At 58.9% G+C, this 25,128-nt stretch carries 23 protein-coding genes and 2 pseudogenes; 10 read left to right on the top strand and 15 right to left on the bottom strand.

Annotation, left to right across the window (positions count from 1 at the left end; all coding sequences use genetic code 11):
* Positions 1 to 50: 50 nt before the first annotated feature.
* On the bottom strand, positions 51 to 998 hold the full coding sequence (locus CLM72_RS05630; RefSeq protein WP_054897740.1) for a LysR substrate-binding domain-containing protein: 948 nt from the start codon (positions 996 to 998) through the stop codon (positions 51 to 53).
* 137 nt (positions 999 to 1,135) lie between these two features.
* On the opposite strand from CLM72_RS05630, the gene CLM72_RS05625 reads away from it, so the two are divergent.
* The 3 genes from CLM72_RS05625 to CLM72_RS05615 all read left to right on the top strand — a co-directional run bounded on the left by CLM72_RS05625 (position 1,136) and on the right by CLM72_RS05615 (position 4,446).
* Positions 1,136 to 2,512 (top strand): L-serine ammonia-lyase, encoded by a 1,377-nt coding sequence (locus tag CLM72_RS05625; RefSeq protein WP_034128672.1) that lies wholly within the window; start codon positions 1,136 to 1,138, stop codon positions 2,510 to 2,512.
* A 61-nt stretch (positions 2,513 to 2,573) separates the two neighbouring features.
* Positions 2,574 to 3,863, top strand: coding sequence for a serine/threonine transporter (locus CLM72_RS05620; RefSeq protein ID WP_105225858.1), 1,290 nt, complete (start codon positions 2,574 to 2,576; stop codon positions 3,861 to 3,863).
* Positions 3,864 to 4,128: 265 nt separating this feature from the next.
* On the top strand, positions 4,129 to 4,446 hold the full coding sequence (locus tag CLM72_RS05615; RefSeq protein WP_105225857.1) for a DUF3509 domain-containing protein: 318 nt from the start codon (positions 4,129 to 4,131) through the stop codon (positions 4,444 to 4,446).
* On the opposite strand, the pseudogene CLM72_RS05610 reads toward CLM72_RS05615, so the two are convergent.
* Positions 4,443 to 4,708, bottom strand: a pseudogene (locus CLM72_RS05610) (phosphate-starvation-inducible PsiE family protein); the annotation flags it as partial. The gene CLM72_RS05615 and the pseudogene CLM72_RS05610 overlap by 4 nt on opposite strands.
* A gap of 169 nt (positions 4,709 to 4,877) precedes the next feature.
* On the opposite strand from CLM72_RS05610, the gene CLM72_RS05605 reads away from it, so the two are divergent.
* A complete protein-coding gene (locus tag CLM72_RS05605) occupies positions 4,878 to 6,476 on the top strand; it encodes a DUF4435 domain-containing protein (RefSeq protein ID WP_105225856.1) in 1,599 nt (532 codons plus the stop codon).
* Positions 6,477 to 6,625: 149 nt separating this feature from the next.
* Here CLM72_RS05605 and CLM72_RS05600 read toward each other — a convergent pair whose 3' ends face one another.
* Together CLM72_RS05600 and CLM72_RS05595 are read right to left on the bottom strand one after the other, a co-directional pair.
* Complete coding sequence (locus CLM72_RS05600) at positions 6,626 to 7,075, bottom strand: phosphate-starvation-inducible protein PsiE (protein WP_105225855.1); 450 nt, start codon at positions 7,073 to 7,075, stop codon at positions 6,626 to 6,628.
* A 144-nt stretch (positions 7,076 to 7,219) separates the two neighbouring features.
* Positions 7,220 to 7,462: pseudogene (locus CLM72_RS05595) on the bottom strand (phosphate-starvation-inducible PsiE family protein); the annotation flags it as partial.
* Between the two features lie 286 nt (positions 7,463 to 7,748).
* Here CLM72_RS05595 and CLM72_RS05590 point away from each other — a divergent pair.
* Complete coding sequence (locus CLM72_RS05590) at positions 7,749 to 8,009, top strand: YebG family protein (RefSeq protein ID WP_016974596.1); 261 nt, start codon at positions 7,749 to 7,751, stop codon at positions 8,007 to 8,009.
* 55 nt (positions 8,010 to 8,064) lie between these two features.
* Here the strand turns inward: CLM72_RS05590 and CLM72_RS05585 are convergent, their stop codons facing one another.
* Complete coding sequence (locus CLM72_RS05585; protein ID WP_054897738.1) at positions 8,065 to 9,084, bottom strand: Glu/Leu/Phe/Val dehydrogenase dimerization domain-containing protein; 1,020 nt, start codon at positions 9,082 to 9,084, stop codon at positions 8,065 to 8,067.
* Between the two features lie 188 nt (positions 9,085 to 9,272).
* On the opposite strand from CLM72_RS05585, the gene CLM72_RS05580 reads away from it, so the two are divergent.
* Entirely contained in the window at positions 9,273 to 10,076 is an 804-nt protein-coding gene (locus tag CLM72_RS05580; protein WP_105225853.1) for a SirB1 family protein, read from the top strand.
* Here CLM72_RS05580 and CLM72_RS05575 read toward each other — a convergent pair.
* From CLM72_RS05575 to hmgA, 4 genes are all read right to left on the bottom strand, one after another.
* Positions 10,062 to 11,393 (bottom strand): aromatic acid/H+ symport family MFS transporter, encoded by a 1,332-nt coding sequence (locus CLM72_RS05575; RefSeq protein ID WP_105225852.1) that lies wholly within the window; start codon positions 11,391 to 11,393, stop codon positions 10,062 to 10,064. The genes CLM72_RS05580 and CLM72_RS05575 overlap by 15 nt on opposite strands.
* 252 nt (positions 11,394 to 11,645) lie before the next feature.
* Complete coding sequence (gene maiA / locus CLM72_RS05570; protein WP_019817646.1) at positions 11,646 to 12,281, bottom strand: maleylacetoacetate isomerase; 636 nt, start codon at positions 12,279 to 12,281, stop codon at positions 11,646 to 11,648.
* 12 nt (positions 12,282 to 12,293) lie between these two features.
* Positions 12,294 to 13,580, bottom strand: coding sequence for a fumarylacetoacetase (gene fahA, locus CLM72_RS05565; protein ID WP_054921080.1), 1,287 nt, complete (start codon positions 13,578 to 13,580; stop codon positions 12,294 to 12,296).
* 3 nt (positions 13,581 to 13,583) lie between these two features.
* Positions 13,584 to 14,867 (bottom strand): homogentisate 1,2-dioxygenase, encoded by a 1,284-nt coding sequence (gene hmgA / locus CLM72_RS05560; RefSeq protein WP_105225851.1) that lies wholly within the window; start codon positions 14,865 to 14,867, stop codon positions 13,584 to 13,586.
* Between the two features lie 120 nt (positions 14,868 to 14,987).
* On the opposite strand from hmgA, the gene CLM72_RS05555 reads away from it, so the two are divergent.
* Positions 14,988 to 15,767, top strand: a complete 780-nt coding sequence (locus CLM72_RS05555; protein WP_054897733.1) for an IclR family transcriptional regulator — start codon at positions 14,988 to 14,990, stop codon at positions 15,765 to 15,767.
* A 1-nt stretch (position 15,768) separates the two neighbouring features.
* Here the strand turns inward: CLM72_RS05555 and dacB are convergent, their stop codons facing one another.
* The 6 genes from dacB to CLM72_RS05525 all read right to left on the bottom strand — a co-directional run bounded on the left by dacB (position 15,769) and on the right by CLM72_RS05525 (position 22,780).
* Positions 15,769 to 17,226, bottom strand: coding sequence for a D-alanyl-D-alanine carboxypeptidase/D-alanyl-D-alanine-endopeptidase (dacB, locus tag CLM72_RS05550; protein ID WP_105225850.1), 1,458 nt, complete (start codon positions 17,224 to 17,226; stop codon positions 15,769 to 15,771).
* 169 nt (positions 17,227 to 17,395) lie between these two features.
* Positions 17,396 to 19,810: a TonB-dependent receptor gene (locus CLM72_RS05545; protein WP_105225849.1), complete on the bottom strand. Its 2,415-nt coding sequence runs from the start codon at positions 19,808 to 19,810 to the stop codon at positions 17,396 to 17,398.
* 83 nt (positions 19,811 to 19,893) lie between these two features.
* Positions 19,894 to 20,199 carry a GIY-YIG nuclease family protein gene (locus CLM72_RS05540; protein ID WP_105225848.1) on the bottom strand — a complete coding sequence of 102 codons (306 nt, stop codon included), beginning with the start codon at positions 20,197 to 20,199 and terminating at the stop codon, positions 19,894 to 19,896.
* Positions 20,200 to 20,236: 37 nt separating this feature from the next.
* Positions 20,237 to 20,707 carry a nuclear transport factor 2 family protein gene (locus tag CLM72_RS05535; RefSeq protein WP_054897730.1) on the bottom strand — a complete coding sequence of 157 codons (471 nt, stop codon included), beginning with the start codon at positions 20,705 to 20,707 and terminating at the stop codon, positions 20,237 to 20,239.
* Positions 20,708 to 21,129: 422 nt separating this feature from the next.
* Positions 21,130 to 21,765: a response regulator transcription factor gene (locus CLM72_RS05530; RefSeq protein ID WP_105225847.1), complete on the bottom strand. Its 636-nt coding sequence runs from the start codon at positions 21,763 to 21,765 to the stop codon at positions 21,130 to 21,132.
* A 196-nt stretch (positions 21,766 to 21,961) separates the two neighbouring features.
* Positions 21,962 to 22,780: a response regulator gene (locus CLM72_RS05525; RefSeq protein ID WP_105225846.1), complete on the bottom strand. Its 819-nt coding sequence runs from the start codon at positions 22,778 to 22,780 to the stop codon at positions 21,962 to 21,964.
* Positions 22,781 to 23,050: 270 nt separating this feature from the next.
* Here CLM72_RS05525 and CLM72_RS05520 point away from each other — a divergent pair, with 270 nt between their 5' ends.
* The 3 genes from CLM72_RS05520 to CLM72_RS05510 are packed head-to-tail and all read left to right on the top strand — an operon-like array spanning position 23,051 to position 25,092.
* The gene (locus tag CLM72_RS05520) at positions 23,051 to 23,806 is read left to right on the top strand and encodes a DUF1120 domain-containing protein (RefSeq protein ID WP_308706293.1); all 756 of its coding nucleotides are present in this window, start codon (positions 23,051 to 23,053) and stop codon (positions 23,804 to 23,806) included.
* A gap of 35 nt (positions 23,807 to 23,841) precedes the next feature.
* Positions 23,842 to 24,456, top strand: a complete 615-nt coding sequence (locus tag CLM72_RS05515; RefSeq protein ID WP_105225844.1) for a DUF1120 domain-containing protein — start codon at positions 23,842 to 23,844, stop codon at positions 24,454 to 24,456.
* A gap of 12 nt (positions 24,457 to 24,468) precedes the next feature.
* A complete protein-coding gene (locus tag CLM72_RS05510; RefSeq protein WP_105225843.1) occupies positions 24,469 to 25,092 on the top strand; it encodes a DUF1120 domain-containing protein in 624 nt (207 codons plus the stop codon).
* The last annotated feature ends 36 nt before the right edge of the window (positions 25,093 to 25,128 follow it).

Below are 25,128 nucleotides of genomic sequence, written 5' to 3'. Positions count from 1 at the left end.
AACGCTGGTAGGGTGGGGAGTTAGTTACAACTTCTTACGTTCTGTTTTCCTCACAATTGCCCCTCTCCCAACGGGTGCAAGCTGCGAAAAATCCCCGCTTCCTCCACCAGCCAGTCATGCACCGCACGCACGCCCGGATGGTTCAACGCGCCCGGCGCATACAGCAGCACGTAGCGTTTATGGTTGGGCACGGCCAGGCCGAACGGCACGATCAAGGTGCCGCGCTCCAGCTCATCGTTCAGCAAGGTGCGCCGCGCAATCGCCACGCCCATGCCGGCGATGGCGGCTTCGATGGTCAGGTGATTGCGGTTGAAGGTGTGCCCGCGCCGTACGTCGGCACCGTGGTAGCCGATGGCATTGAGGTAAAACTCCCATTCGGCATATTCATAACTCCCACGCCAGGCCGTGATGTCGTGCAGCAGCGGGAAATGGGCCAGGTCCGCCGGGCCATGCAAGGGTGGGCGGCCACGCAACAGGCTGGGGGCGCACACCGGGAATATCTGTTCATCCAACAGGGCTGTGGATAACAAGCCAGGGTAGCTGCCGTCGTTCAGGTCGATGGCCAGGTCAAAGTCGCCTTCATGCAGGGCAATGCTGCTGTCTTCGGCGACCATGCGCAGTTGAATGTCCGGAAAACGCTGCTGAAAACGTGGCAGACGCGGGGTCAGCCACTTGCCCAGAAACGAGGGGATCGAACGCAGGCGCAAGGTGCCGCTGATCATCCCGGCGTCCAGGCGCTGCAGTTCGGCATCAATGCTGCCATAAGCCTCCCCCACCACGGCCGCCAGGCGCTGCCCCTCGGCGCTGAGTTCAACGCCTCGCGCACGCCGATGAAACAGTCGAAAGCCCAGGCGCTCTTCTAGCTGGCGAATTTGTTGGCTCACCGCTCCCGGCGTGATGTGCAGTTCCTCGGCGCAGCGGGTGAACGATAGATGCCGCGCAGCGCAGGAAAACACATGCAGCCAGACATAGGTCTGGCCATGGAGGGGGCGAGTCATAGCGTTTAGTCCTGCTAAAGGGTGTCTTAGGATAATTCGTTGGTCAGTACCGATCCAGAGGCTCAGTATCGCGCCAATTCCGCCTGCTCTACAAAACATGGCAGCGATTTCTACTCCATTGCTTGTAAGGCTTTAGCATGGCTATCAGTGTTTTCGATCTATTCAAGGTGGGCATCGGCCCTTCCAGTTCCCACACCGTCGGCCCGATGCGCGCTGCCGCGACATTCGCCCAAGCCCTGACCGACCTGCATTTGCTCAGCCAAACCCGTCGCGTCGAAGTGCGCCTGTATGGCTCGCTGTCCGCCACCGGTGTCGGCCATGCCACCGACCGCGCCTGTGTCATGGGCTTGATGGGTGAATGGCCAGATCGCGTCGACCCCACCTCGATCAATGCGCGTATCCAGCAACTGCGCGAGTCCGGCCAATTGCTGCTGGCGGGCTCTCAGGCAATTGCTTTCAACTGGCACACCGACTTGCTGCTGTTGGACGAAAGCCTGCCGTACCACCCCAACGCCATGTCCTTGCACGCCTATGGCGACAGCGGCCTGCTGAGCGAACAAACCTATTACTCGGTGGGCGGTGGTTTCATCATCGAAGCCGCCGAAGCTGCATCAGGCATTGCGCCGACCAGCGACGTGCAATTGCCCTACGACTTTTCCAGTGCCGTAGAACTGCTGGCCTTGTGCAACAAGCACGGCCTGCGGGTATCCGAACTGATGATGGCCAACGAACGGGCGTGGCGCAGCGATGAAGAGATCCGCAGCGGCCTGCTGCATATCTGGTCGGTGATGCGCGAGTGCGTGGAACAGGGCCTGCGCGATGAAGGCATCCTGCCCGGTGGCCTGGATGTGCCCCGTCGCGCCGCGAAGTTGCATCGCAACCTGTTGGAAATCGGTAAGCCCAACGTGATCACCTCGACCTTGTCGGCGATGGAATGGGTCAACCTGTTCGCCCTCGCCGTCAACGAAGAAAACGCCGCTGGCGGGCGCATGGTCACCGCCCCGACCAATGGCGCGGCCGGAATTATCCCAGCAGTGCTGCATTACTACATGAAATTCAACGCCGACGCGTCTGACGACGACGTAGTCAATTTCTTCCTGGCCGCCGCCGCCGTCGGCATCCTTTGCAAGAAAAACGCCTCCATCTCCGGCGCCGAAGTCGGCTGCCAGGGCGAAGTGGGCTCGGCCTGTGCCATGGCCGCCGCAGGCCTGGCCGATATCCTCGGTGCCACCCCGGAGCAACTGGAAAACGCCGCCGAAATTGGCCTGGAACACAACCTCGGCCTGACCTGCGACCCGGTCGGTGGCCTGGTGCAGGTGCCGTGCATCGAGCGCAATGCCATTGCGGCGGTCAAGGCGATCAACGCCACGCAGATGGCCCTGCGCGGTGACGGCAAGCACTTCATTTCCCTCGACCGGGTGATCCGCACCATGCGCGATACCGGCGCCGATATGCATGACAAATACAAAGAAACTTCACGGGGCGGCCTGGCGGTCAGCTGGGTGGAGTGCTGATCGGAGCACTGCTACCCGCCCCAACGTGAGCCCGCGCAAAAATAATAACGAGGCAATACCGATGACTGATGTACGTACACCTGCTGCCGAAAATCCCGATGTCAGAGAAAACACAGTAACCACCGGCTGGACCAAACACGACACCACCTGGATGCTCGGCCTCTATGGCACCGCCATCGGCGCAGGCACCCTGTTCCTGCCGATCAATGCCGGCGTCGGCGGTTTCTGGCCGCTGATCGTGCTGGCACTGCTGGCCTTTCCGATGACCTTCTTCGCCCATCGTGGGCTGACGCGCTTTGTGCTGTCGGGCAAATCCGGCGACATCACCGAAGTGGTCGAGGAACACTTTGGTGTCGGCGCGGGCAAGTTGATCACCCTGCTGTACTTCTTTGCGATTTTCCCGATCCTGCTGGTGTACAGCGTCGCACTGACCAACACTCTGGGCAGTTTCATGGAGCACCAATTGCACATGGCGCCGCCGCCACGGGCGATTCTGTCGCTGGTGCTGATCCTCGGCCTGATGGCCATCGTGCGGTGTGGCCAGGGCGTGATCGTCAAGGCCATGAGCGTGCTGGTGTACCCCTTCGTTGCCGCCTTGCTGCTGCTGGCATTCAGCCTGATTCCCAACTGGAACGGCGCGTTCTTCGCCTCGGCCAGCGAAGGCATGCCGCTGCCGCTGTTCTTCAAAACGCTGTGGCTGGCGATCCCGGTGATGGTGTTCTCGTTCAACCATTCGCCGATCATCTCCGCCTTTGCCGTAGACCAGAAGCGCGTCTACGGCGCCCAGGCCGAGCGCAAAAGCAGCGGCATCCTGGCCACCGCCCACGCCATGATGGTGCTGACCGTGATGTTCTTCTGCTTTAGCTGCGTGCTGGCGCTGTCACCGGCTGACCTGGCCGCTGCCAAGGCGCAGAACATCTCGATCCTGTCGTACCTGGCCAACCACTTCCAGACGCCGGTGATTGCCTACGCCGCACCGTTGATCGCGCTGGTGGCGATTACCAAGTCCTTCCTGGGTCACTACATTGGTGCCAGCGAAGGCTTCCAGGGGCTGATCGTCAAATCCCTGCGTGGGCGCAACCGTTCGATGTCGTCCAAATGGCTGGAACGCTGCACCGCGTTGTTCATGGTGCTGACCTGCTGGGCCGTGGCCACCTTCAACCCGAGCATCCTGGGCATGATCGAAACCATGGGCGGGCCGATCATCGCGTGCCTGCTGTTCCTGATGCCGATGTACGCCATCCGCCGAGTGCCATCTTTGCGCCAGTATTCAGGCCAGGCATCGAATGTATTTGTGGTGGTGATCGGGCTGATTGCGCTGTCTGCGATCGTTTTTTCCGTAATGCCCTGAATTAGCTCACGACATACATCCAATGTGGGAGCGGGCTTGCCCGCGATAGCGATCATTCAGCCAACTATTGATTGGCTGATACACCGCAATCGCGGGCAAGCCCGCTCCCACATTTGGATTTCTGTGCCGGGTAAATCGCTGTACGGCACGGCCCTTGCTGTAGAACTTTTGAGGAAAACGGAATTTGGTCAGTGGTCAGGCAATGCGAACTAATCCCGACACCGGCCGTCAATGACTGCATGTTCTTATCAGGCGGTAACGCACCATGGACAATCCTTTTCAGATCATCACCGACACGTTCAGCCCCCAATACCGCGTCAACCTGAGCATCCAACGGCTGGACGGCAGCATCATGCTCACCCTCTCTGACGAGACCGGCGTGGTGGCCAAGCGCATGATCAGCGCCGAACAGCGCAACGACCCGCAGCGCCTCAGGCGCCTGGTGCAAAGCATCCAGTTCGGCATCGCCATCGAGCAGGGCCATAGCGCCGTGGAAATTCTGGAACTGATGACGGACGGCGACAGCCACAAACTCCTGCAGCGACCGCCCACCCGTACCCTACCCTTCAGCGTCGGGCTTTAAAGCTCGCCCTTCTCGGTCTCCAGGCTCGCCTCGCCCTTGCGACGCGGGCTTTCGACCTTCACCGAAGGGAAGGCCGACGACGCGTAGCGCACCACCAGGATCGCAAACGCCAACAGCAAAATACCGCCGCACAGGTAGATGATGCCCAGGTCCGGCGGGTTGTGTGGTGCGACACGTTGGAGATCAGCAAACGCGTGAGCGCGGTGATTGCCACGTAGATCAGGAAGCGCACCGGCATGTGGTTGGTCTTGACGGTCAATCCCTACAGCCTGATATTTGTAACTCAGCAGTGGCTTAGAGCCATCCTTTCCGAGAGAATCCTCAGTGTCAAGTTCTAGCGGGTCTGCCGCTTTGGGCTTGTCACCTATGGCAAAAGTGGCGTCAAACGCCACGCTACTCTCTGCCACCAGTCAAACCACAAGGACGATTTTATGCTGCCGAAGTTGTATTTGCCGAATCCAGATGGCTCGGGCAATAAGGTTGAAGTTGAACACAATGGCACCGTAGTGATGGTTGGAGCCAATGGAGCAGGTAAAAGCCGGCTAGGTGCTTGGATCGAGAGAAATACAGGAGCAGAAACTATAGTCCATCGAGTATCTGCTCAAAGGGCATTAGAAATACCAGACTTCGCGACAGTAAAAACATCGCAACAATCTCTGAACGAGCTCATATGGGGGCACGAAAACTCCGAGTACGCTAATCTTAACTACAAACTGCACCACAGATGGAGGAATAGCTTCGAAACCTCAAGCCAAGATGACTACGGAAAAGTTTTATCCACTCTCTTTGCTAAAAGTTCAGATAGAGACAGACTGCACACTGAGGAGACTAAAAAACTTCAGGAATACATTCCGGTACCTGATGCTCCAATAGAAATACTGACGAAGCTCTGGAACGAAATTCTTCCTCACCGGCGAATATCCTTAATAGATGGCACCGTGAAAGTCGGCAATAACAAAGATGACACTACCTATCTCGGCAAGGAAATGAGCGACGGAGAAAAAGTAGCTCTTTATTTAATGGGACAGTGTTTAGTTGCTCCTGCACAGTCTATTTTCATAGTTGACGAACCAGAAATACACCTCCACACATCTATTATGCAGTCACTGTGGAACAAACTGGAAGAAGCAAAACCAGACTGCCTTTTTATCTACATTACCCATGACCTAAATTTCGCTTCTACCAGAGTCAGCGCCACAAATATCTGGATCAAAGAATATGACGGCAAGTCCGTTTGGAATTGGCAATTAGCGCCGGACAACCAAGAACTTCCTGAAAGCCTAATATTAGAACTAATCGGCTCTAGAAAAACGATAATTTTTGTAGAAGGGGAAAAGGGAGGCAAGGACCATGCAATCTATCAGTCAATTTTCAAGACGTATAATATTGTACCTAGAAACGGCTGCCAGAAAGTCATTGATTCGGTTAAGTCAATGAGAAACAACTCCGCCTTCCATCACCTGACTGTATACGGGATCATCGACCGGGACTATAGAACCGATCAGGAAATACAAGGCTTAAAAACGCTGGGCGTGCATACCATCGACGTTGCAGAAATTGAGAATATACTTCTGAATGAAGCTACATTAAAAATGGTCGCAGCTAATCAGCACTTAGACCCGGCCGACACGATTAAAAAGGCGTTAACAATAGCAAAAGATCTTTTGTCCCGAGATATTGAGCATCAGATATCGTTGCGAACTTGCCGCGCGCTTGAAAACTCTCTAAGCCGCATAGATAACAAAACGATTGGGTTAAGCAATATACAGAGTATGGCAGCCAAAATGCTTGAACCCAGCGAAATTGAGAAGCTATATACCCAAAATCACGATTTATACACAGAATTATTAACCTCTGATAATCTTGACGAAATCCTGAAGCACTTCAATCACAAAGGCTTGCTACCAAATATATGCGCAGCATTTGAGTTAGGAAAAAACGGCTATGAAAAACTAGTTTTACGCATGCTTAACTCAGATCAAAGAGAGGAAATAATTCAAGGCTTCACGAAATACGTGCCAAGCCTCTAGTTAACTTGGCAGATTAAAATCTATAATCTGCCAATCATCATCTCGACTTAGATCACATACAACAACAAAACTCTTAAGACCTAATTAAGAGCTAGCCCTGTGATATTTTTACTAACCTCTCAAAACTCTTACCGTCATTTTTAATAAGCTTATTCTGTCCTTTCTTTGACTGACGGGTATTTTGAAGACGAATACCTAACCACCAAAATCGAAATCGCTAGCAATAATACACCACCACACACGTAAAGAATCCCGGTATCCGGCGCATTGTGATGAGAAACATCACTTATCAACAATCGAATCAATGCGGTTACGCCGATGTACAACAAAAATCTCAGAGGCATGTGATTAGTTTTAAAATAAATACCCGCCATGGCTAACAATTCTAGATAGATAAAAAGCAACAAAATATCATCAACCGATATTTTAGGCTGTTGAAGCATACCTATAAATGTAGAGACTCCAGCCCAAACGGTGATTAATCCAATTGCGAAAAGGGCGAGGTAATGAAACGTTTCTACAAATAAATTGCCAATCGAATCAGCACCACCATGTAGCTTTTTGCGCAGGCTTTCAGCCCATTTCACTTCTTGCGTCATCGTACCCACCACTGTTTAGAAATTGAGCGAATCAAGCCAATCACACGGCGTATCAGAAGCGGGTTATGCACGCCATGCCCCTGCATTATCAGGAATTGCAAGCATCTGGTAGTCACCACGAAGAATGTTAGTAACGTATACCTTCGTCTTGAAGTAAATCCCGACCATGGCGCCCAATTCCAGGTAGATGAACAACAGCAAGATGTCATCGATCTTGATGTGCCCGTTCTCCAGCATCCCCAGGAATTCCATCACCGCCGCCCAGGCGGTCACCGCACCAATGGCGAACAGCGCCAGGTAATGGAACGACTCGACAAACAGATTACCCAGCGACTCGGCCAGCCCGTGTACTTGCTGACGCAGCCTTTCGGCCCAATTGATTTTCACGATGATGCTTCCTTAGGTCGGATCGACCGGATAATGCGGGGTGGACGTGACGGTTGTTCTGCATGCAGAAAAAAGGCCAGCACTGCCATGAGATGATGGCTCGGTGGCATGAGGCACAGAAATCCGAGCCCTTACCAGAGTGAGCGTTTGCGCTGTAGCAAACCCCCATTTCCCAACTACATTAAAAACCTACTATCCAAACCCCGACGTTTGGCTTATCCTTTTCGCTGTATATAAATACAGTAGTCGCAAAAGACAACTATCGTGAAGGCATGTGAGGTGGTGAATGGCCGTCGAAGTGGTATACCGCAGCAGCCGAGATCTGGAGCGTTTGTTCATGGATAAAGCCGAAGCTGACCGTCATGACAAGATGCTTGAACTCGCTGAGTTGCTGGCAGAGGTGTTGCAAAAAGCCGTGCCGTCGTTGAGCGAGCAGCAGGTGGAGGAGGCCGGGATCTACATGGCGAAGAACCGCGATGTATTTGCCAAGGCGTTCAAGAGCCAACCGGACGCGCTGTCCGAGTTGTTGAACCCGACGGCGGAGTAAAGCCCGAATTGAATAGGCCCTGAATCATGGATTCAGGGCCTTTTTAATGCCTGGCCTATTTGTACAGCAGGCGTTCGGCCAGCTCATCGGCCACCCGTGCGGGGGAGCGTTTTTCGGCTTGGGCGTGGGCGAAGATTTCGGTCAGGCGGCTGCCGATGTTCGACAGATGCGCGGTGATGCCTGGCAGGTCGGTGCCGGCGTGTTTGAGGGCGACGTAGATCAGCCCGCCAGAGTTGATCACATAGTCCGGTGCGTAGAGGATGCCGCGGCCTTCCAATTGGTCGGCGATGTCCAGGTTGGTCAGTTGTGCGCTGGCCGAACCCGCCACGGCGGCGCAACGCAACTGGCCGACGCTGTTACGGTTGAATACGGCGCCGACGCCGCACGGTGCGAGGATGTCGCAGGGCGTGCTGAGCAAGGCGTCGTTGGCAATCGGGTGGGCACCCAGTTGCTCCATGGCCAGTTGCACCTTGCCGTGGTCGATGTCGCTGACCAGCAGCTCAGCACCGGCGGCGTGTAGTTGTTCGGCCAGGGCATAACCGACGTTGCCAAGGCCCTGCACCGCCACGCGCAGGCCTTCGAGGTTGTCGCTGCCCAGGCGCGCCATGGCGGTGGTGCGGATACCGGCGAACACCCCCATGGCGGCATGGGGCGCAGGGTCGCCGGCGGCGGTGGTGCTGGTGACAAAGCGGGTGTTCTGGGCGATGCAGTCCATGTCGGCGACCGAGGTACCGCTGTCGATCGAGGTGATGAAGCGGCCGTCGAGTTTTTCCACACAACGGCCAAACGCCTCGAACAGCGCCGCACGGCTTTCCACGTGCACGGGGCGGATGATCACCGCCGTGCCGCCGCCCACCGACAGCCCGGCCAGCGCGGCTTTGTAGCTCATGCCTTGCGCCAGGCGCGCGGCATCGGCCACGGCGGTTTCGTCGTTAGGGTAAGCCAGGTAACGACAGCCACCCAACGCTGGGCCCAGGCGACTGTTGTGGATGGCGATGATCGCCTTCAAGCCGGTCACCGGATCAACGCTCAGGTGCAGCGATTCAAGGCGGGTGCTGTGCATGAGCGCAAACATCAATGGGCTCCCGAATCACTTCTGGTAGTGGGCCAAGTATAGGCTTGCGGCAGAAAACTGTTGGATTGCGCGGGAATAAGCCGCGCGTTTTCGTGGGATCTACGACATAAGCGCGTGGGATTATCTCTCAAGATGCTGGACGAAAATTCGTAGCAAGGCTAAAACGGAGGCATACGCCGGAGAACTCGATGAATCCCCGCACCGCCTTTTTCGCCTGCCTGGACCGTTCACCCCCCGCGCTGTTTGAGGCCGCGCTGTGGATTGCTGCCGAGCATGACGCCAGCCTGCAGCCGGCGTTGATCCTGCACGACCTTGGCGCGCTACAACAACAGGTCAGCCTGGGCATGCCCCTGCTACCGGCGGATGAACTCGGCCAGCCGCTGCTGCGGCGCATGAATGACCTGGGGTTTGCCCAGGATGACCACACGCCGTTGCGCCCCGCCGCCGCGCTGCTGGACAAAGTGCTGCAACGCAAACGCGGGCAACCCTTGGCCATGGGCCTGATCGCACTGGAGATGGCACGGCGCCTGGATATCCCCCTGGTCGGCGTGAACTTCCCCGGGCATTTCCTGCTGCGGGTACCGGGAGCCGATCACCTGTTGGACCCTTGCGGCGGCCGGCGCCTGTACCCCAACGACTGTCGCGAGTTGCTGGCGCGCCAGTACGGGGCGAAGCTGAAATTGCAGGCCGATCACCTGCTGACCGCCGAGCCACGGGCCATCCTGCAACGGCTGTCGCGCAACCTGCGCCAACTCTACCTTGCCAACGACGAGCCACTGGCCGCCCTGGTGGACGCCGAGCGCGTACTGGAACTGGGCAACGCCAGCGCCTCCGACTACCTGGCGCGGGCCAGCCTGTATCAACGCCTGGACTGCCCCAGCGCCGAACGCTTCGACCTGGAACACGCCCTGCTGCTCAGCGACGACCCGATCCAGCGCCTGCGCCTGACCGAGCGGCTAGGGCACCTGCCGCCCAACTCAGTGATGCACTGAGCCCCCTGTAGGCGCCCGCACTTGAATAATCAGCAGCGCCGCAATCACCGCCGGAATCGCGCAAAAGAAGAAAATCTGCTCGACCGGTATATGCATCGCCAACAACAGGCTGCCAAACAGCGGCCCCAGAATTGACCCGAACCGCCCCACACCCAACGCCCACCCCGTGCCGGTGGCGCGCACCTGCGCCGGGTAAAAGTTACTCGCGAAGGCATTGAGGGTCAGTTGCCCGCCGATGATGCAGAACCCTGCTGCAAACACGCAAGCCACCAGGTAGCGTGGGTTGTCGTGGTTCAAGCCCAGCAGGATGGTGCACAGCGCTGCCGCCGCCAGCACGCCGGACAGTAACCGCACTTTGCTTTTCAGACGGTCGGCAAACCAGGCCATGAGGATGGCGCCCAAGGTGCCGGCGAACAGGAACATGGAGGTGACCAGGTTGGCTTCGTTCAACGCCAGGCCGCTTTCGAGCAATAGCGACGGCAACCAACTGATCATGAAATACAGCAGGATCAGGCTGACAAAGAAAGTCGCCCAGATCAGCAGCGTCGGGCGCGCATAGCCGTTGCGAAACAGCTCCACCACCGTCAGTTTGCTGCCTTGCTCCTGCAAGTTTTCAGCTTCGGTCGCCGGTGGCGGTTGCCAATCGGGCAGCATCCGCACCGTGACTTTGCGCAAACGCAGATACGGCGGCGCATCGCGCAACAGGCGTGGCAAGGATTCGGGCAACAGCCACACCAGGAACGGGAACAGCAGCAGCGGCGTCACACCACCCGCCAGGAACACCGCCTGCCAACCAAAACCATCGATAAACCCGGCCGCCACAAAGCCGCCTGCCGCGCCGCCGAACGAGAAGCCGCAGGCCGCCAGGGTCACCATCAAGGTGCGCATCCGCGGCGGCGAATATTCAGACATCAATGCCATGGCACTGGGCATCGCGCCGCCCATGCCAATGCCGCAGATAAACCGCGCCGCCATCAACGTGGTCAGAGAATTGGCGAACACCATCAGTACCGTGAGGCTGGCGTAGATCAGCACGCACGCCAACAGAATACGTCGCACGCCAAACCGATCCGCCAGCGGTGTCACCAGCAGCGAGCCCAGGGTGAGGCCCAGCAGGTTGGCGCTGAACACGGGGCCGAACGCGGCTTTTTCCAGGCCCCAATCCTGGGCCAGTGCCGGCACTACATAGCCCAGCACCTGGGCGTCATAGCCATCGGTGACCAGTAGCAGTGCCAGCAGCAGGAGAATCAACCATTGGTAGCGCGACACCGGACGGGCGTCGAGTGCCGCACGAAAGCTGGCAATCTGATTGTGCATCGCAAGGTACCTTTATTTTTTATTAGGTTGGCGCGATCAAATGTGGCAGGGGTTTACCCCAATGCCAGTCCGTTAAGCGCGAATCTCCTGTGGGAGCGGGCTTGCCCGCGAAGGCGGTGTGTCAGTCACCGCATCTGCCACTGCACTAACGCTTTCGCAGGCAAGCCGGCTCCCACATTTGATCTTCATGGCTGTGAGCATTGCGCTCGCTTAACTGAACGGCATTGGGGCTTCCCCCCTCCCACAGGGGTCCTAGGGGGTGTCAGGTTGATTGGCGGGGTGGGCCTGCACGAAGGCTGGATGTTGGGCCGCCAATGCCGCCACCCGCCCAATGCGTGGGTATGCCGCCAAGGGCACCTTGAAGCGCTCGGCCGCATACAACTGCGGGATCAGAAACGCATCGGCCAAGCCCGGCTGCTCACCAAAGCAAAACCCTGTGTCGCCAATCAACTGCTCCACAGCGCCCAGGCCCTGGCTGATCCAGTGTCCGATCCACTCCAGCAATTGCGCCTCATCGTGCCCCCACTTGCGCAGCAAGTTCTGGGTGCTGGAGTTATGCAACGGGTGGATATCACAGGCGATGATCGACGCCACCGCCCGCTCATGAGCGCGGGCTACCAGGTCTTTGGAGAGCAACGGCACCTGGGGATAACGCTCCTCCAGGTACTCAATGATCGCCTGTGACTGGATCAGCAACGCCCCTTCATCAGTACGCAGTGCCGGCACCCGCCCTTGGGGGTTGATCGCCAGGTATTCAGGCTGGCGGTTGGCGCCGCCTGCCGGCACCAGCAGGTTGACCGGCAGCGCGGTGAAATCCAGGCCTTTGAGGGCCAGGGCAATACGTACTCGATACGACGCGGTAGAACGGTAGTAAGTATAGAGTTCCATGGCCCTGCCCTCTCAGCGCGCCGCGACCACGGTACCGCGGCATTCGCCGAAGCCGATGGAGGCAAAGCCCTCGCGGCTGCAACGGGCACGCAGAATGATTTCGTCGCCGTCTTCAAGGAACTTACGTACCTCGCCGGAGGCCAATTCAATCGGCTTCTTGCCGCCTTCGGTAATTTCCAACAGGCTGCCGAACTGCCCCGGCTGCGGGCCAGACAACGTGCCCGAACCAAACAGGTCACCCGCCTGCAACTGGCAGCCATTGACGCTGTGGTGCGCCACCATTTGCGCCACGGTCCAGTACATATGCTCGGTGTTGCTCAGGGTCAGGCGATGGGCGGGCAGGTTTTGCTCACGCATCGAGGCCGTGGTGAGCAGCACTTGCAGTTCGATATCAAAGGCGCCCGCGTTCTGATCACGCTTATCCAACAGGTAAGGCAGCGGTTGCGGATCACCTTCAGGGCGCGGCGGCTGGGCTTTGCGGAAAGGCTCCAAGGCTTCGGCAGTCACCACCCACGGCGAGATGCTGGTGATAAAGCTTTTCGACAAGAACGGCCCCAGCGGCTGGTACTCCCAGGCTTGGATATCCCGCGCCGACCAGTCGTTGAGCAGGCAGAAACCGGCGATATGCTCGGCGGCATCACCAATGGCAATCGCATCGCCCATGGCATTGCCCTGGCCGATCCAGATGCCCAGCTCCAACTCATAGTCCAGGCGCGCGCATGGGCCAAAGGTCGGCTCGGACTGCCCGGCTGGCAAGGTCTGGCCCTTAGGGCGTCGCACCTCTGTACCCGAGGGACGAATGGTCGAGGCGCGGCCGTGGTAACCAATCGGCACGTACTTGTAGTTGGGCAACAGTGGGTTATCGGGGCGGAACAATTTGCCGACGTTCTGCGCGTGCTCGATGCCGACATAGAAGTCGGTGTAGTCATTGATTTTGGCCGGCAGGTGCATCTGGCAATCGGCGGCACGGTGCAGCACTTGCGCCTCGCGGGTTTGCAGCTTGCTGCCTTCGGCCAGCAGTTCCAGCAGGCGCTGGCGCAGGGCAACGCGAGGCCCACGGCCCAGTTCGAAAAACGCGTTCAACTGCCCGCCCGCAGTGGCTTCGACGGCGCGCCGGGCGTCACCGTCAAACTCATCCAGCGCGGCGTGCAGGTCGAGGATCATGTCGCCAATCGCCACGCCACTGCGCGGGGCCGAGCCGTTGATACTGAACACGCCCAGAGGCAGGTTTTGCAGGGGGAAATCCGCGTGACCGTTGGCCGAGGCCACCCAGCTGCGGGTCTGCGTTGGTTGAGTCATGGGTTATCTCCGGTTCGGGCTGAAGGTGGCGGGCAGCGCGGCCCAGCACGCGTCGTAAGCAGGTTGCAGTTGGGGGCACTCCAGGGCGAACTGGGTCGGACGCAGCACTTGGCTGGTCTCGAACATGAAGGCCATGGTGTTATCGATCTTGTGCGGCGCCAGGTCCGCATTGATGGCCTTGGTGCAAGTTTCGCCATCCGGGCCGTGGGCGCTCATACAACTGTGCAGCGAGGCGCCGCCCGGCAGGAAGCCTTCGGCCTTGGCATCGTAGGCGCCCTGGATCAGGCCCATGTATTCGTTCATGAGGTTGCGATGGAACCACGGCGGCCGGAAGGTGTTCTCGGCCACCATCCAGCGCGGCGGGAAGATCACGAAGTCGAGGTTGGCCAGGCCGTGCACGCTGGTGGGCGAGGTCAGCACGGTGAAGATCGACGGGTCGGGATGATCGAAACTCACCGTGCCAATGGTGTTGAAGCGACGCAGGTCGTATTTGTACGGCACATTGTTGCCGTGCCAGGCGACCACGTTGAGCGGTGAGTGATCCAGCTCGCAGGCCCATAGTTCGCCGAGGAATTTCTGTACCAGCGTGGTCGGTTGCTTGAGGTCTTCGTAACGGGCGACCGGCGTGAGGAAATCGCGCGGGTTAGCCAGGCCGTTGCTGCCAATCGGCCCCAGGTCAGGCAGGCGCAGCGGGGCGCCATGGTTTTCAGCGACGTAGCCGCGGGCTTGCGCGTCCAGCAGTTCGACACGGAACTTGAGGCCACGGGGCAGCACGACGATTTCCAGCGGCTCGACATCCAGCACGCCCAGTTCGGTGGCGATGCGCAAGCGCCCCTGCTCCGGCACGATCAGCAACTCGCCGTCGGCGTTGAAGAACACGCGCTCCATGGAACGATTGGCGCGGTAGTTATAAATGCTGATGCCCGAAGGTTTTTCCGACCCCGAGTTGGCAACCATGCCGACCAGTCCATCGATAAAGTCCGTGGGTTCACTCGGAATATCCAGCGGGTTCCAGCGCAGGCGGTTGGGCGTCACCGCCCCCAGCGGGCCACCGGCCAATTGCCGCGCAAGTTTGACGAACGCCGGGTGATTGGCGGACGGCTGGATGCGGTACAGCCAGGTGCGCCGGGCTTCGCTACGCGCCATGGTGAAGGCGGTGCCGGAAAACAGTTCGGTGTAGAGCCCGTAGGGGGCTTTTTGCGGCGAGTTCTGGCCGACCGGCAGCGCGCCAGGCAAGGCTTCGCTGGCGAATTCGTTGCCGAAACCCGACAGGTATTCGAGGTCCATGGATCTTCCTCTGTACAGAATTTGTTTTTATCGTAATCCAGTTACGCATAACGTAATTTGATCACTGTCGACCGTCAAGCTATAAAGACGCCCATTCATCTCTCGGATTCTCGCCCTTCCATGGAAAAGCCTCGCGACACCGGTAAACAGAAAGTCCGCTCGGCGGAAGTCGGCACCGATATTCTCAAGGCCCTGGCCGAACTGTCCCCGGCCACCTCGCTGTCACGCCTGGCCGAGCATGTGCAGATGCCGGCGAGCAAGGTCCACCGCTATTTGCAGGCGCTGATCGCCTCGGGTTTTGCCGAACAGAACAGCGCCACCAACCATTACGGCCTGGGCCGCGAAGCGTTGCGCGTAGGGCTGGCGGCGCTGGGCAGCATGGATGTGTTGAAAGTCGGCGCCATGCCCCTGGCCGAACTGCGCGATGAGTTGAATGAAACCTGCTTTCTGGCGGTGTGGGGCAACCAGGGCGCGACCGTGGTGCAGATTGAGCCGGCAGTGCGCGCCGTCACCGTGGTGACGCAGTTGGGCTCGGTGTTGCCGCTGCTCAGTTCGTCCACCGGGCTGGTGTTCAGCGCCTACTTGCCGTCGCGGGAAACCGTGGAGCTGCGCGAACGCGAGGTTCAAGCCGGCACCGCTCACACCTTGGCGGACGATCAGGCCTATGCCAGCGTGTGCGAGCAAATCCGCAGCCGCGGCCTGCACTTTGTACATGGCCTGCTGATGCCCGGCGTGGATGCGTTGTCGGCGCCGGTGTTCAATGCGGTCGGTCAAGTCGCGGCGGTGATGACCGTGGTCGGCCCAACCTCGCTGTTCCATGCCGATGAAGATGGCCCGGCGGCGCAGCACTTGCTGGCGGCGACCCGGGCCGTGAGTTGGCGGATGGGCTATCAGCCCTGAATCACTCGTCGCTGCGCGCCAGCGCCACGGCCACGCGATCCTCCAACGCCTTGACCTGCGAGCCGGCCACCACGTAGTTGTTGGTCAGCATCGAGAACACCAGCTTGCGCCCGCCGGCATCGGTGATGTACCCACTCAATGACGACACGCCGCCCATGGAGCCGGTCTTGGCGTGCAGGTTGTTTTGCGCCTGCGTGTCGCGCAAGCGATAGCGCAGGCTGCCGCCGGTCATGCGGTCGGTGTTGCCGGCAATCGGCAGCGCGTTGTACCAGGCGTCGAACCACGGCTGTTTGCTGGCGGCCAGCAGCAGGTCGGTGAGGGTTTGCGACGACACCAGGTTGCGCCGTGACAGGCCTGAGCCGTCAACCTGACTGAATGTGGCGGTTTCCAGCCCCTGGCGCTTGAGGAACCCGGCCACCGCCACAGCGCCCGCTGCTGCCGTGCCGCTATTGGCCGTCTTGCGCCCCATGGCCTTGAGCAAGGCTTCAGACATATTGTTGTTCGAAAGCTTGAGCAGCGGTGTGATCAACGCCTGTAACGGCGCCGATTGGTGCTCGGCCAGCACCGTTACCGCCGCCGGGCTTGCCCCGCCCATCACCCGACGCCCCAGTACGGTAATGCCCTGCTGCGCCAGGGCTTGTTCAAACAGATTCGCGACCAGTTGCGTTGGCTCCCAGACGCTGACCAATTGCTGGCTCTGCTTTCCCGGCGCTACTGCGCCGCTGAGTTGCAACAGGTTGGTGCCGTGACGGCGATTGATTCCATAGCTGTTGCCCGGTCCGCTCATGGCACGGTTGCTCAGTTGCAGGTAATCAGTAGGCGGGAAAATATCGACACTCACCGGCGAGCCGGCCAGCAATGGCGCCTTGGCCGTAACCAGCACGCTGCCCGCATCAAAATCCGCATTGGGCGCCACGGTCAGCGCCGAAATCTGCGCGCCGTAGTAGGTGGTTTCGTCATCGTGGGACCAGTCGACACCTAGCCGCTCGGCATCAAACCAGGTGTCATCGAACACCAGATCACCCTGCACCTGGCGCACGCCCTGGCTGGCCAATTGCGCGGCCAGCGCCTGGTAGTCGGCAAACTGAATGCTCGGGTCGCCCAGGCCACGCAGGTACAGGTTGCCGGTCAGGCGGTCGCCCTGGCGTATGCCGTTGCTCAGCAGTTGGGTGGCGAAGCGATATTGCGGCCCCAGCACATCCATGGCCGCCGCCGTGGTCAACAGCTTGAGGTTGGACGCGGGCACCAACCGGGTGCGTGGGTTGTGCTGATACAGCGTGGAGCCCGTGCGGGCGTCACGTACCATCAGCGAGACCGTAGCACCTTGCAGCGCCGGATCGCTCAGCAGTTTATCCAGGGTTGCCGGAGTGGAAGTTTGGGAGACGCTGGCGCAGCCGCCCAGTAAAAAACTCAAACCGACCAGCAGGGTGCCGGTGCGTAGCCATTTTCCAAAGTACATCAGTAGCGTTTTCCATAAGCATGCAATGGCGGCAACGCTAACAGCTCGCTATCAATGTGGCGACCGCTTTCCTGTAGGAGCTGGCTTGCCTGCTATGCAGACAACTCGGTGTATCAGGCAAACCCAGTCGATGCCATCGCAGGCAAGCCAGCTCCCACAGATAAATGAATCAGAAGGTAAGCGTGCTGGACACCGACACCTGCCGCGCATCGCCCATGGACACAAACTGCGTATTCACCGAGGACGTGTAGTAGGTACGGTCGAACAGGTTTTTCACGTTGAGCTGGAACTTGACCTTTTGCCCCTCAAGCTTGGTGTCGTAGCTGGCGAACACATCAGCCACGGTGTAGCTGGGCAGCTCGAAACTGTTGGCCGCGTCCCCTGCCCGCTCGCCGACATAACGCGCCCCGGCGCCGACGCGCAGTTGATCACCGCCCAGGATGCTGCCGAAGTCATACACCGCTGACAGCGAGCCGGTGCTTTTTGCCACGTTCTGCAGGCGGTTGCCTTTGAGCTTGGGGTCTTCGGTGACCTCGGCATCGGTGTAGGCATAGCTGCCGATCAGGCTCCACTTATCCGTCAGCTGGCCGCTGGCATCCAGCTCCAGACCACGGGAGCGCACTTTGCCGGCCACGCTGTACTCCGAGGTCAGGCCCTCGCCTACCTGCACCAACACGTTGCGTTTATCGATCGTGAACAGTGCTGCGCTGGCGGTGATACGCCCCGGCAGGTCGAACTTGGTACCCAGCTCCCAGGCTTTGGATTCCTCCGGCTGCAAACTGCCATTCAACACGGTTTTATTGGCCAGTGGCGCGATGGTGGAGTTGGGTTTGAACGACTCGGTGTAGCTGCCGTAGAACGACAATTCGTCACTGTAGCGATACACCAACCCGGCCCGAGGCACCCACTTCTGGCCATTGCCGTCGGTGTTGGCGGTGAACGGCACGCCTTTGCCGGCGTATTGGTCGTACATCTGGTAGCGCGCACCGCCGACCAGAATCCATTGATCGTTGAGGTGGATGGCATCCTGGAAGAACAGCGAATCGCTGCGCAGCAGGTCGGTCTGGTTGCTGTCCGGCGCGCTGACTTTGGAGCCGGCGACTTCGTTGCCGTACACCGGGTTGTTGTAATCGAAGCTGCCTCGCGGTGCCTGGCGGATCAGGTCGGCACGGTAGATCTTGCGGTACTCATCGTCCAGGCCGAACACCAGATCGTGCTGCATACCTGCAACATCGACCTTGCCTTCGAGGCTGGCGGTGGCAAAGCGGTCGGTGGTCAACGCGCCCTGGGTACCGTCCATGCTGCGGGTCAGGGTGCCATTGGTGTTGACCTTGACCACGCGCACCTGGCTGGCGTCGTAGGTTTCGCGGTTCCAGCTGTAGCCGAAGTGGGCTTTCCAGTCGTCGTTCAGATCATGATCGACAGTCAGGCGGTACAGATCGGAGCGGCCTTCCATGTTGTTGAACGGCTCATCCAGACGGCGGGTGGCGGGGATGTTCAACGGGTGGTTGGTCTTGGGATCGATGGCGGTGCCACGGTCGAACGGGGCGAGAAATTCGCGGTGCTCATAGGCCAGCAGCACTTGGGTGGTGTCGCCATACCAGGCCAGGGACGGCGCCACCAGGGTTTCGCGGTGGATGCCGTAGTTGCGCCAGTAGTCTTCGTCTTCATGGTCGACGATCAGGCGATAAGCCAGGCCGCTGTCACCCAGGGGCCCGGTGGTGTCGAGGTTGCCGCCGCTGCCGTTCTTGCCGCTGCCGAAGGTCGAACCGCGTGCGGTCAGGGAGGTGGACTGCACCAGCTCAGGCTTTTTGCTGACGATATTGACTACACCGCCTGGGTCCTGGATGCCATACAACAGCGACGACGGGCCCTTGAGCACTTCGACGCGCTCGGCTGTCGCGTTCAAGGCACGGCCCTGCACCATCGGCATACCGTCCTTCATGATCGAGCCGTTACGGTTGTCGCCAAAGCCGCGCAACATCACCGCATCCTGGGTGCTGCCAAGGGTGTTTGTCTGGGTGATACCGCTGATATTGCCCAGCGCGTCATCCAGGTTTCGCGGTTGCTGGTCGCGCAGCACTTGAGCAGGCACTACGTTGACGGTTTGTGGGGTTTCCAACAGCAACCCATGGGAGCGCATTACCGAGCTGGTCGGCGGCGGTTGGTAGCTGGTGCTGTCCTGGGTGAAGCTGGCGCCGCTGATGGTGGTAGGGCCGAGGTTGACCGCGCCGTCGGTTGGCACCGGCTCCAGCGCCAGGGTGCGGGCGTCGATCTGGCGGAACGTGAAGCCGGATTGGCTCAGCAGGCGTTGCAGCGCCTGGCTCGCCGTCATCGGCCCGCTGACTGCCGGGGCATTGAGGCCGTAGGGCGCTTCATCGGTATAGATCACGCTGATGCCGGTGACCCGGCTGAATTCGCTCAGGGCCTGGGGCAGTGGTTTGGCTGCCAGGGCAAAATTGAACTGGTCGCTGTGCTGCTCCTGCGCACGCGCAACGCTCAAGGGCAGCAACGCCAGCCCCGACACCGCCAAGACCGAAGCTCCCAGCCACTGTTTTACCCAACCGCCCGCCGTCGACTTCATGCTCTGAGAACCCGTGTTGAAAACGCTGTTAATGCGAATAGATCGCAGTTTCAAGCACTACACGGATGGGGCGCAGGTTTACCTCACATGGGTTCGCAACTATTTTTGTTTATGCCGCCCTCAAGGCCACTCGCGGCCAGGCACTCCTTGGCACTCTTCTTCAATTTCTTGATCAAGCGCTCTTGACGCAGCGCCTCGCCCTTGCTCGCACATTGTTCGGTGTACACCAAGGCCACGGCGGGGCTGGACAGAAAGAACCGTGCGCCCTTGCCGCTTTGGTGCGAGGCAAACCGGCGCACCGGGTCATTGCTGATGCCGCAGTACAGCGAGCCGTTGGCGGCACGCACCAGGTAGACGAACCAGGGTTTGGGTTCAGAGGGATCAGTCACAAGTCGGAGTCGGCAAACCAGAAGAGCGCCAATCTTATCAACGCCCGGCCTGAAATGCCTTCAAGCCTTTGAGCGCCTGGGCACGTACCGCGTTTTTCAACGCGGGCGACCAGCCCAGCAACAGGCCCTTGAGGCCCAACGCCTGGCGCGACCAACGCCACAGGTCGAAGTGGTCGTGGTGTTCACAGATCTTGCCGTCACGGAACACGAACCGCGCACCGATATCGTTGACCACGGTATTGCCGGTGGCGCTGAACAAATACGTCGCCACCCAATGGGCACTGCCGGTGCTGTCATCGCTGCGCACATGGTCGAACGTCAGGGAAAAATCCTTGGCCCGCGTGGTAAGCATGCGCCACATATCACCGGCATCCCGCCCGCGCAGTTCGCCGAACGCCGGGTCGCTGAAGACCACATCGTCGGTGTAGCAAGCGGCCATGGCCTCGGCGTCAAGGCGCTGAAAGGCCTCATAGAAGCGATGGATCAGAGCATCGTGGGCAGCACTCATGGGCAGGTTCCGCAGCAATTATTGTCAGGCCTGCACGATAATCCGCACAGGCCGCGAAGACCATGGGCATTCATGACAAAAATAGCGCTGCCGTCGATCTGGATCTTTTCAGCGGTCGGCAGTGCGGACTTGGACACTAGCCGCGCGGCCTTGACGGCTATCAATGCAGGCGCGTTGCAACTGACCTCCGTCAGGGTCGCATCACTTACGGTCGATTAACCAGCGGTTAAGCGGGCACAAGCAAGTACACCGCCCAATGGGTATTTCGTCTCAACTAATTTGACCGGGAATTTAAACAACCCTCAACTAATGCCAGCAGGCGTGAACAACAAGTTAGAGCACTTAGCGCACCAGCCCCATACAACCAATACGAATCCTGCGCTTGGCCTTTAGTTAAACCACTGTCATAAAACTGCAACTTTCTAAGGCACCATTCCCGATGTTCGCGCATAGGCGAACAGTTCAACGTCGGTAGAGATACTCAGCCGCTGCATCGCTGTACTTTTCTGTTTGCTGATAGTGGAAATACTCCGGTGGACCTTGGCCGCGATCTGGCTGACCGTCATGCCGCTGGCCAACATACGCACCACCTCGCTCTCCTTGCCGGACAACTGCGGCTCATGGGACTGATTGCCTGTCCCCGCCTCCACCAGTTGCACCCGCAGGCATTCACTGGCGAAGGTCTGGCCCGCGCACACGGCTTTGATCGCCAGGGGCAACTCCTTGGCAGAGGCACTTTTGGCGACCACTGCCCTGGCACCATGGGCGAAGGCGGCACGCAAGGTAGCAACGTTGGCGAACATCGTCACCAGGATCACCGGTACGTTCGGGTACTGACGATGCAGCAGGCTCAACAGGCTGTAGCCATCGGCTTGCTGACCGCCCGGCATTGCAAAATCGGTGACCAGCACGTCACATGCCGTAGTACTCAACACCCCGAGCAATTGATCGGGGCCGTCGGCTTCGCCGACCACCTTGCACTTGCCATTCGCCTCAATCACGACTCTCTGCCCGACTCGGACAATAGGGTGATCGTCAGCAATAATTACTCGAAGCATAGATACCTACGAATGGTGGCAACTTGAATCCGCGCAAAATACCTCTGCCAGCGATTATCAACAACTGCTAACAAAGACCCGCTTGCAGCCGAAGCCAATGTTTAGTAGTGGCTATTTTTTGGACTACAACACAATAGGAAACCACCTACAGCAAAAACTAGACTTCCAAATAACTTAAACCCTCTGTAAACACCTTTCATAGTGTGGACAGATAATCGAGATAGGCGCGCAAGCGTGCCTGGAACAGTGTCAGTTCCGCCAGGTGTGCAGACACGCCATCGCGCTGAACCTGCTCGATCAACCTCACGGCACAGGACTCAAGCCCCGTCCCTCCTATAAACACCAGGCTTCCCGTCAATCGATGCAGGCGTTCGGCGGTCAATGATGCGTCCAATGCGGCACAGGCACGACCTAACAGGTCGTGATCTTGCCAAGCCTCGACCAGCAGATTTTCCAACAGTTGATTGACCACCTGTTCACTGCCAAACGTCGCGACCAGGCTCGCGCGGGCGGGCCACCCCGAAACCCGCGCAACAGGCTCCTCACCGATGGGCACGTGATCGGCATCCGGGAGCCATCGCGCCAGTACGGCACGTAATTGTTCCAGGGTCAGAGGCTTGAGTAGCCACGCATCGATGCCCGCGTCGCGGCAGCGCTGGGGGCTGTCGTTTTGCAGGTCGGCGGTCAACGCGATGATCGGCACTCGCCTCAACCCGAAGTGGTGCTCATATTGGCGAATGGCGCGGGCCATGCTGTAACCGTCCATGACGGGCATCTGGCAATCAGTGATCACCAGGTCAAAGGGCCGACGAGCATAAGCCACTCGCCCGAGATACCCGTCGGCGACCAGCTCATGGTCCAACCCGAGCTTTTGCAGCAAGCAACCCAGCAATAGACGGTGGGCTGAATGATCCTCCGCCACCAGGACATGCAACTGCCGCCAGTGAGGCGGGGGAGTAAAAGGCGATCTCGATTTGCGGCTCGCGCCTGCGGTTGAACCTGACAGCGAACCCATCAGTACCTCTTCGTAGCTATTGATACGGCAGCAACCTTCGGCACTGACGCAATAGCCATAGAGGCCTACTCAGGCAGCAACGATCGCCACATTCCTTTGAATGCTATCGACACAAAACCAATAACCTTTTGAATTGCTTAAAGCCGATACAACAACTACGAAAAAACGCGAACTCGCCCTATTCGATCCCCCCTGCCAATGTCGTATTAGTTGTATTTCCCCCGCGCACGCCCCTCGCTAAATTGTGCCCCACCCCAAAAGAGGGACGGCTTGCCACTCCCCGGCAGCCGCAAAAAATATCGAGACCGTCGCACCGACAACCACCCGCCGACACCGAAGCGGGCGTTGCGTTGCACGCACCTCTATCTGCCAGCCTGCAATGGAAAAAACAGAAAAATGAAGAGCCCTGTATCCCTATTGAGCAGTGCCCTGCTGCTCGCCATGAGTTCATCGGTATTCGCAGCCAGCAGCGTGGACCTGGCCGTCAAAGGGCTGATCACACCCAGCGCCTGTGCGCCCAGCCTTTCAAGCGGCGGGATTGTCGACCACGGAAAAATTTCGGCAAAGGATTTGAAGCTGGAGGGGTGGACCGTGCTTAAAAATCACAACCTGCAACTAGGGATCACGTGCGATGCGCCAACCCTGCTAGCCCTGAAGGGCATTGATAACGTTGGTGACGCCCACGATCCGAGGAACAGCTATGGCCTGGGCTTGGTCAGCGGAAAAAAATTAGGCAGTTTCTCCCTGACCTTAAGCAATCCGATCGCCGATGGCGCAGCGATCTCCATGATTGAGTCCTCGGATAACGGCCTCACCTGGCGGGAAAGTTTCCCGAGTGACATCTGGCCAGCCTCCTACCTCGCTTCGTTTGGCGACAGCATCACCGGCAGGTGGGCTCCCACCCCGGTCCAGCAGGTGGTGGCAGACCTCATGGTGGAAACCATCATCGCGCCGACAGCAGGAATGGATCTGACCACAGAGGTTCCTATCAACGGGTCCGCCACGCTTGAAGTCAAATACCTATAACGCCTCTGCCCCCATGCCCAAGGAGATTCACTGACATGAAGGTTTTTGCATCCAGCCTGCTAGGTGCCTTGCTGCTCTGCCCGACCGCATTCGCCGCCAGCAACACAGACTTGCTCGTGCGCGGCAGCATCACCCCCAGCGCTTGCTCACCGGCCATCTCCGGCGGCGGGACTGTGGACTTCGGCAAGGTGTCGGTCAAGGACCTCAACACCGATACCTACACCGATCTGCCCAGGGAAACCATGCTGTTGAGTGTGCGCTGCGACGGGCCGACGTACTTCACCCTCAACACCATCGACAACCGTTCAGGCACCTCCGCCAGCCACTTCAGCTGGCATGGGCTGGGCACCACACCCAGCGATGAAAAAGTCGGCGATGCCGGGCTGGGTCTCTATATGCCCGTGGCCGACGGGGTCTCCGTGCGCACCATCACTTCAAGGGATGGCGGCGTGACCTGGATGCCTTCGGTGATGCTCAGCCATACCTTGCTGACGGCGATCGCCCACAGCGACGACGTGATACCGATTGCCATTAAGGAACTGGACGCCGAGATCCGCCTGATCACCCACATCGCACCTGCCAACAACCTGACGTTGACCGACGAAGTCCCTATCGACGGTCACGCCACCGTACAAGTCAATTACCTTTAAGGAGTCCCTACGATGAAAACCCGATTGACCACCCTGGCCGCCGGCGTATTGCTGCTCGGCTCGGCCACCACCTTCGCTGCCTCCAGCGTGGACCTGGCCGTCAAAGGCCTGATCGTGCCCAGCGCTTGCACACCCAGCTTGTCCGGTGGTGGCGTGGTCGACCATGGCAAGATTTCCGCCAAGGACTTGAATACAGACAGGGAGACATTTCTCGATAAACAGACCCTGGCAATGACAGTCAATTGTGACGCCCCGATTCAGTTTGCCCTGCACTCGGTGGATAACCGTGCAACTTCAAGCCCGTCAGGCTCAGGCTATTATGGGCTGGGCTTTATCAACGAGACCCAGCAACTGGGTTATTACTACATCCGCATGAGCAACCCGGTCGCCGATGAAGGCGTGGTAGTGCAGACGATTTCCTCCAATGACCTTCAGAATTGGATGAGATGGCCAGAGTGGGACGTAGGCCTGTACATGTCGGTGGCCTCGATGGATGACCACACCCAGCCCCTGGCAGTTAAGGATTTGACCGTCGACCTGAACGTGCAGACCGTTATCAACCGCGCCGATGGCCTGGACCTGAGCAACGAAGTAACCATCGACGGCTCCGCCACCCTTGAAGTGAAGTACCTCTGACCCATGGCGCCCCATGCCCTCATCCTTGATGGGCAT

The organism is Pseudomonas sp. MYb193 (genome assembly GCF_002966775.1).
Lineage (GTDB): Bacteria > Pseudomonadota > Gammaproteobacteria > Pseudomonadales > Pseudomonadaceae > Aquipseudomonas > Aquipseudomonas paracarnis.
Note: the sequence above shows the minus strand (reverse complement) of the source record. Positions and strands in the feature narration are given on the sequence as shown.

Excerpts from the sequence above, each read along its gene's own strand:
- CLM72_RS05515 (WP_105225844.1), top strand. The coding sequence starts at position 23,842 with ATGAAGGTTTTTGCATCCAGCCTGCTAGGTGCCTTGCTGCTCTGCCCG.
- CLM72_RS05605 (WP_105225856.1), top strand. The coding sequence starts at position 4,878 with ATGCTGCCGAAGTTGTATTTGCCGAATCCAGATGGCTCGGGCAATAAG.
- CLM72_RS05590 (WP_016974596.1), top strand. The coding sequence starts at position 7,749 with ATGGCCGTCGAAGTGGTATACCGCAGCAGCCGAGATCTGGAGCGTTTG.
- CLM72_RS05620 (WP_105225858.1), top strand. The coding sequence starts at position 2,574 with ATGACTGATGTACGTACACCTGCTGCCGAAAATCCCGATGTCAGAGAA.
- CLM72_RS05585 (WP_054897738.1), bottom strand. The coding sequence starts at position 9,084 with ATGTTTGCGCTCATGCACAGCACCCGCCTTGAATCGCTGCACCTGAGC.
- dacB (WP_105225850.1), bottom strand. The coding sequence starts at position 17,226 with ATGTACTTTGGAAAATGGCTACGCACCGGCACCCTGCTGGTCGGTTTG.
- CLM72_RS05510 (WP_105225843.1), top strand. The coding sequence starts at position 24,469 with ATGAAAACCCGATTGACCACCCTGGCCGCCGGCGTATTGCTGCTCGGC.
- CLM72_RS05545 (WP_105225849.1), bottom strand. The coding sequence starts at position 19,810 with ATGAAGTCGACGGCGGGCGGTTGGGTAAAACAGTGGCTGGGAGCTTCG.
- CLM72_RS05580 (WP_105225853.1), top strand. The coding sequence starts at position 9,273 with ATGAATCCCCGCACCGCCTTTTTCGCCTGCCTGGACCGTTCACCCCCC.
- CLM72_RS05535 (WP_054897730.1), bottom strand. The coding sequence starts at position 20,707 with ATGAGTGCTGCCCACGATGCTCTGATCCATCGCTTCTATGAGGCCTTT.
- CLM72_RS05630 (WP_054897740.1), bottom strand. The coding sequence starts at position 998 with ATGACTCGCCCCCTCCATGGCCAGACCTATGTCTGGCTGCATGTGTTT.
- CLM72_RS05575 (WP_105225852.1), bottom strand. The coding sequence starts at position 11,393 with ATGCACAATCAGATTGCCAGCTTTCGTGCGGCACTCGACGCCCGTCCG.
- maiA (WP_019817646.1), bottom strand. The coding sequence starts at position 12,281 with ATGGAACTCTATACTTACTACCGTTCTACCGCGTCGTATCGAGTACGT.
- CLM72_RS05625 (WP_034128672.1), top strand. The coding sequence starts at position 1,136 with ATGGCTATCAGTGTTTTCGATCTATTCAAGGTGGGCATCGGCCCTTCC.
- CLM72_RS05530 (WP_105225847.1), bottom strand. The coding sequence starts at position 21,765 with ATGCTTCGAGTAATTATTGCTGACGATCACCCTATTGTCCGAGTCGGG.
- fahA (WP_054921080.1), bottom strand. The coding sequence starts at position 13,580 with ATGACTCAACCAACGCAGACCCGCAGCTGGGTGGCCTCGGCCAACGGT.
- CLM72_RS05600 (WP_105225855.1), bottom strand. The coding sequence starts at position 7,075 with ATGACGCAAGAAGTGAAATGGGCTGAAAGCCTGCGCAAAAAGCTACAT.
- hmgA (WP_105225851.1), bottom strand. The coding sequence starts at position 14,867 with ATGGACCTCGAATACCTGTCGGGTTTCGGCAACGAATTCGCCAGCGAA.
- CLM72_RS05525 (WP_105225846.1), bottom strand. The coding sequence starts at position 22,780 with ATGGGTTCGCTGTCAGGTTCAACCGCAGGCGCGAGCCGCAAATCGAGA.
- CLM72_RS05615 (WP_105225857.1), top strand. The coding sequence starts at position 4,129 with ATGGACAATCCTTTTCAGATCATCACCGACACGTTCAGCCCCCAATAC.
- CLM72_RS05555 (WP_054897733.1), top strand. The coding sequence starts at position 14,988 with ATGGAAAAGCCTCGCGACACCGGTAAACAGAAAGTCCGCTCGGCGGAA.